We start from the raw sequence: 5,640 nt of genomic DNA, 5'->3' as shown, positions 1-5,640 counted from the left end.
ACCTTAAACCAATCTAATAAAATATACGACAAATCAACAAAACGATACAAATTTAAATTTTAGCCCCGTAAAAACAAGAAATTCTTGCTTTTACCAAACTATAAATTTTACTTAAAAAGCCAAATTTAAATAGCAATTTTTTATAAATTTTTGCTCCAGTTTCATAAAAGTTATAATTATAAATACAAAGCAAACAAAAATTTAAAAGTCGTTATTTTTCCCCGAAATTCTATATGTTTTACGAGAAAAAATTTGTATAATAAACCCTTAAAATCTAAACCAAGGAGGATATAGATGAATTTGCGTAGCATCTTAGTCAAGGTCTCAGCGATCATCGCTTTAGTTCTTGCCATTTGTATGGCTTGCTTTGTTTTCTACACGTCACATATCTTAGAGCGTGAGATCAAGGAGGGAGTAGAGACAACTATCCAGCAAAACGTTGCACTTGCGATGGACACAGTTGAGCTATTTGATGAAGATAACGAAGATAATGCAAAACTATATATGCATATCTTAAAAGAGGCTTTAGGCAACATAAGAGCCACTAGCCAAACCATAAAAACAGAAAATGACGATGCTTTAGAGCTTATCTCAGATAAAATGGGCGTGCTAAATAACAACCACGAGATATCTGATAAGATCAAAAAGCTAACAAACGGCGGCATCCCAACCATCTTTGCAAAATCAGGCAATGAATTTGCTGCTGTATCTACTTCACTTTTACTAGATGATGGCAGTAGAGCGCTTGGTATGCTAAATAAAACGATCTATCCAAAGATGATGAACAAAGAAACATATGTGGGTGCATTAAATATTTTTGGCAGAAACTATATGTGTGTCTATGAGCCAGTCATTCAAAACGGCGAGGTTGTAGCGGTTTTATTTATAGGTTACGACTTCACTGAAGGCTTAGAAGATCTTCAAAAGACAATGGCACAAATGAAGTTAGGTGAGCGTGGCTACTTCTCTATCTACAACACAAAAACTAATAAATTTGAGATACATCCAACTCAAGCTGGCAAAGAGATAAGTGGTGATCTTAAAGAAACTATGGACAGGATCGTAAAAACAAAAGAAGGTGTTGAATTCGCTAATACTGGTGGTGTTGAGCGTATAGTTGCGTTTGAGCCATTTGACAAGCTAAACTGGATAGTGCTTGGCTCAGCTGTGACCGATGACTTCTTAACACCTCTAAAAGTGGTTAGCAAAAACTTCATTATAGCAAGCATTATAGTTACATTGCTTCTTATCATAGTATCTATCTTCTTGCTTAAAAAGCTAGTTGCAAATCCTATCGATAGACTAGGAGCAAATTTAAATTCTATAACATCTGACTTTACCCTTAAAATCCCAATCTACGGCAAAGATGAGATAGCAAAGATCAGCAATGATATAAATAACTTCATAGAGCGCATAAGAGTGCTTATAAGTGACACTAAAAACCTTTCAAGCGAAAACAGCTCAGTTGCAAATGAGCTAAGCTCTACCTCTCTTCAAACAGGCAAACGCGTGGAAGAATCAACCCAGATCGTTGAAGAGACAAATCAAAAATGTAAGTCTATGCAAGAAGCTATGAAAGAGTCTCTATCTATAGCTCAAGCTGGCAAAGATGACCTTCAAAAGGCAAGCACTCATATAAAAACAGCTACTGACGCTATCAGAGCCCTATCAACTCAGATAGTTGATTCTGCTAATGTAGAAAATCAAATGGCTGGTAAGATCGAGCAGCTTAGCCGTGATGCAGAGCAGGTTAAATCAGTGCTCGTTGTTATCAACGATATCGCTGATCAGACAAATTTACTTGCTCTTAACGCTGCCATCGAAGCGGCACGTGCTGGCGAGCATGGACGTGGCTTTGCAGTTGTAGCTGATGAAGTTAGACAGCTAGCTGAGAGAACTCAAAAATCTCTAACAGAGATAAACGCAACTATCAACGTTATCGTTCAAGCGATAAATGATAGCAGCGAGCAAATGGGTATCAACTCTAAGCAAATTCAAGAGCTAACCCATGTGGCAAGCGACGTTGAAAAGACGATAAATGATATGAGCGCAACGATGAATAACGCCATAGCGATGTCTGATAAGACTATGCAAGACTACATCGCAACTGGCAAGAATGTAAATGAGATCATGGATGGTATCTCAGAGATCAATCAAATTTCATCTGAAAATGCTAGAAGCGTCGAAGAGATAGCTTCTGCAGCTGAACATCTAAATAAGATGACAGATGCGCTAAATTCTAAACTAAGCGTCTTTAGAACTTAAGTTTTTATCTCTTAAGCTAATATTTTTAGGTCTAGCTTTGGCTAGACCTTTTTAAATTTAAACTAGCTAAATTTAGCCAGCAACCCTTTTAAATCTATCTTTAAATTTAGCCTACTCAAATATATTTTTATGCAAAATTTCTTCTAACACAACTGTGGCGTATGAGCCCTTTTGAAGTGTGAAATTTAAGCTAAAATGAGCGTTTTCTTCGTTGTATTTGTAGCTTGTATTTTCTAAATACGCCCAGTTAAAGCGCCTTGAGCCAGCGATCTTTGAAGTAAGCAAAACTGCCTCAGCGAAAATTTCATCCTCAAGCTCTTTTGCCACGCCGCTTGCCTCATAGGCCTTTGCACCGACAATGAGACCAAGACTTGTTATATCACGCCTAGCAAATCTTTGCGCCTCAGAGTCTAAATTTTCACACAAAAAGAGCTTGCCAAATGGATAGTGCCCCAAGACCTCTCCAGGAAGCAGCTTAAAAAAGCTCTCCTGCGCCTTCATCGCCTGGAGAATTTCTTTGCTAAAGTTTTTGTAAATTTCGCATAGCTCATTTAGGCTAAAGTCGCTTACAAACCTTGAAATTTCAACCCTTTTGCTAAGATAGCGGTTAAAAAGATCACTTTGATAGGCTGAGATCAAAAAGTCATTTAGCTTTACATTTTTGCTCTTTTTGCCATTTATCGTGCCGTTTTTAAGTAGCTCCAGCCCAGTTGTAGCATTGTCACCAAATTTACCAAAACGCTGATAACCAAAGTAGTTTGCATAGCCCATTTTATCGATGCTGGTAAATGCCTGCTCGAGCTTTTTAGCGCTACTTGGCAGCACCTTTTTTAGGCGGATGAAAAAGCTATTGCCCTTTAGATGTCCGATGCGAAGCTTGTTTTTATGCACGTTTAAATTTAAAATTTTCATCTTTTCATGGCTAAAGTTTGCAAGCGCGCTCTCAAATTTACGAGACATTGATATAAACTGCGTCGTCATGCCCTGCTTGTCCTTTAGTCCAGCATAGCCAAAGTCGCGCATCTTAGCCCCTGTAACCTCGCTTAAGGCGTGCAAAGCGTCGCTTGTTGTCATATCTTTTTTAGAAATTTCAACGATCAAATGCTCGCCGTCACCGCTAAATTCATAAAGCGGTATCTCTCGCACAACAAAATCATCTGAATTTTTAGAAAAATATGCCTCGATAGGCGCATGAGTTAGCGCATAGAGTGGCTTAAAAGTGGTGGCTTCTTGCATTTTGTCTTAACCTTTTGTGTGAAATTTTGGCAAAAATCGTGATCTTTGTCCTAGTTTTTGCGGCGATCCTTTTAATAGCGCTTAAATTTTTAGGGCTAAAGGTAAATAAAACCTCGTATTCCTCGCCGCTACTAAGCTCAAATTTGCTTAGCTTTTTTGTAAATTTAGCGCCCTTTTTGCTAGCCTTTAAAAGCTTGCCAAGGTCGGTATTTAGCCCGTCTGAGATATCCATGGCAGAATTTAGCAGATGAGCTACTTTGTAAAAAAACTTATCTCTTAAAACTGGCCTTTTAAATCGTGAGTTTTTTGAAATTTGAGCCAGCCTTAGAAGCGAGTTTAGCCCCTTTTGGCTGCCTCCGAGCCTCCCTGTAAATGCAACAAGATCGCCAAATTTAGCATTTTTTCTAAGCACTGCCCTGCCCTTTAGCTCGCCGATCACGCTAACGCTTATGTTTAAAAGGGGGCTACTTATCGTGTCACCGCCTATTATCTTTACGCCAAACTCCTCGCACGCCCTATTTATGCCGCTACTTAGCTCGCTGATCTGGCGCGGCGTGAAGCTCTTTGGCAGACTAAGTCCTAGAAGGGCAAACTTTGGCTTTGCGTTCATCACGATCGTGTCTGAAAAATTTACGATCATCGCTTTGTAGCCGATCTCTGCAAGGCTTAGCCAGCCAAGCTTAAAGTGCGAATTTTGCGCAAAAATGTCCTTGCTAAAGACCATTTTGCCAGCAACCGCCGCATCATCGCCGATATATGCGTTACTAAAGCGTTCAATCGTGAAATTTTCTTTATCCATTGAGCTATTATAATGAAACTCCTTTTAAATTTAGGATAAAATAAGCCCAAAAAAAGGATACAGATGCAAAGAGTTGAGATTTTTAGATTTGACGCGAAAAGTGATGTTTTGGCATATTTTAAGCCCTATTTTTTAGAGATTTCAGACTTTGCAAACTTAAACGAGCTTTTTGCCCACGTAAAGAGCATAGACCCCTACTTTAGCCCTTTTGAAGGCTTTGTCAAGGTAAATGGTGTCGTAGTTAGCACCGCCCAACCACTTGCAAATTTAGCTCAAAAATTTAGAGACGAGCTTTGCATCGCCCCGCTTGATGAAAAAAGAGCGGTTTTAGACCTTGCCATAAATGATGATGATTTTTGGGCGAAATTTGAGCCATTTGCTAGCTTTTGCAAAAGGGCCGACAAAGGGCTTTACGCTAGCTTTAAGCCCTATTTCTACGCTGATTTTGTGAGAGAGTATGAGCCAAATTTTATAGGAGCTGCTGCGATAATGCTAGCTCATCATCTTTACAAAAATGAGAAAAATGATGAAATTTTAAAGCTTGTTAGCGCTAAAAACGGCGTTTTGATAGCCTGCGAGCTTGATGACTTGCTCTTTGAAGGTAGTGAAATTTACAGTGAGGCGATTGATTTTTTCAAAGAAATTTTAGGCATAAAAGCAACGCAAAAGCACGAAAACGAGCTTGAAAGGATAGAAAAACTTAGTAAATTTAAAGAGTTTAAGATAGCCATAAAAGATAAGCTGCCTGCAAATTTAAGCAGTCACAGGGCAAATTTTATAGAGCTAAACGCCAAAGTGACTTGTGGATATGATCTTTTAAAGGTCGATGAAGAGCTAGCTTGCAAGCTTGCTAGCAAGATCATTTTTGCTGCATTTGACAGTGGGGCTGACTTTTTGCTAGCTAGCAATGAGGCCGAGTTTTATATCTTTGACACGCTAGCAAAAAAGCTTGAAAAAAGCGCCAACAGAAGCTTGCAAGAGTTTTATGTCCTAAGAGCGAGCGAGCTAATGGCGCTTGAAAATAGCGAGATACCAAGTGGGCTAAAAGAGCATGTTTTAAAAGTAGGCCTAGTAAATTTGTGAGCTACTTAAATTTGATCTAAAACGCAAGAGCAAGATTAAAAGACGCTGTGAGTGCCAGGCTGGCAACAAAACGAACGACCGTGCGAGTCTAAAAATAACCCAAAAGTGCATTTTAAAAAATAGTCAAGTTACAACCTAACTATTAAATTTTTAAATTTAAGAGTTTTAAAACAAGCTTGCAAGGCTACCAAATTTAAATTTCTTTTTTTAAAGCTAGCAAAACTTGTAAATTTAGGTTTATATCAAGACTATAACGC

Annotated in this window: 3 protein-coding genes and 2 pseudogenes; 3 read left to right on the top strand and 2 right to left on the bottom strand. The window is 38.6% G+C overall.

Translation table 11 applies throughout. The features are described from left to right. Window positions 1–294: 294 nt before the first annotated feature. Together CYP77_RS10395 and CYP77_RS10390 are read left to right on the top strand one after the other, a co-directional pair. A pseudogene (locus tag CYP77_RS10395) lies at window positions 295–1,185 on the top strand (Cache 3/Cache 2 fusion domain-containing protein); the annotation flags it as partial. A gap of 27 nt (window positions 1,186–1,212) precedes the next feature. Next, window positions 1,213–2,265 (top strand): annotated as a pseudogene (locus tag CYP77_RS10390) (methyl-accepting chemotaxis protein); the annotation flags it as partial. A gap of 111 nt (window positions 2,266–2,376) precedes the next feature. On the opposite strand, the gene truD reads toward CYP77_RS10390, so the two are convergent. Then, window positions 2,377–3,501, bottom strand: a complete 1,125-nt coding sequence (gene truD, locus CYP77_RS07430) for a tRNA pseudouridine(13) synthase TruD (protein ID WP_103567750.1) — start codon at window positions 3,499–3,501, stop codon at window positions 2,377–2,379. Continuing rightward, complete coding sequence (locus tag CYP77_RS07425; RefSeq protein ID WP_103567749.1) at window positions 3,479–4,300, bottom strand: thiamine-phosphate kinase; 822 nt, start codon at window positions 4,298–4,300, stop codon at window positions 3,479–3,481. The genes truD and CYP77_RS07425 overlap by 23 nt, the downstream gene beginning before the upstream one ends. A 63-nt stretch (window positions 4,301–4,363) precedes the next feature. Here CYP77_RS07425 and CYP77_RS07420 point away from each other — a divergent pair, with 63 nt between their 5' ends. Further along, window positions 4,364–5,383 (top strand): hypothetical protein, encoded by a 1,020-nt coding sequence (locus CYP77_RS07420; RefSeq protein ID WP_103567748.1) that lies wholly within the window; start codon window positions 4,364–4,366, stop codon window positions 5,381–5,383. Window positions 5,384–5,640 lie beyond the last annotated feature (257 nt).

Source organism: Campylobacter concisus (genome assembly GCF_002913865.1).
Classification (GTDB): domain Bacteria; phylum Campylobacterota; class Campylobacteria; order Campylobacterales; family Campylobacteraceae; genus Campylobacter_A; species Campylobacter_A concisus_AM.
Note: the sequence above shows the minus strand (reverse complement) of the source record. Positions and strands in the feature narration are given on the sequence as shown.

Excerpts from the sequence above, each read along its gene's own strand:
- truD (WP_103567750.1), bottom strand. The coding sequence starts at position 3,501 with ATGCAAGAAGCCACCACTTTTAAGCCACTCTATGCGCTAACTCATGCG.
- CYP77_RS07425 (WP_103567749.1), bottom strand. The coding sequence starts at position 4,300 with ATGGATAAAGAAAATTTCACGATTGAACGCTTTAGTAACGCATATATC.
- CYP77_RS07420 (WP_103567748.1), top strand. The coding sequence starts at position 4,364 with ATGCAAAGAGTTGAGATTTTTAGATTTGACGCGAAAAGTGATGTTTTG.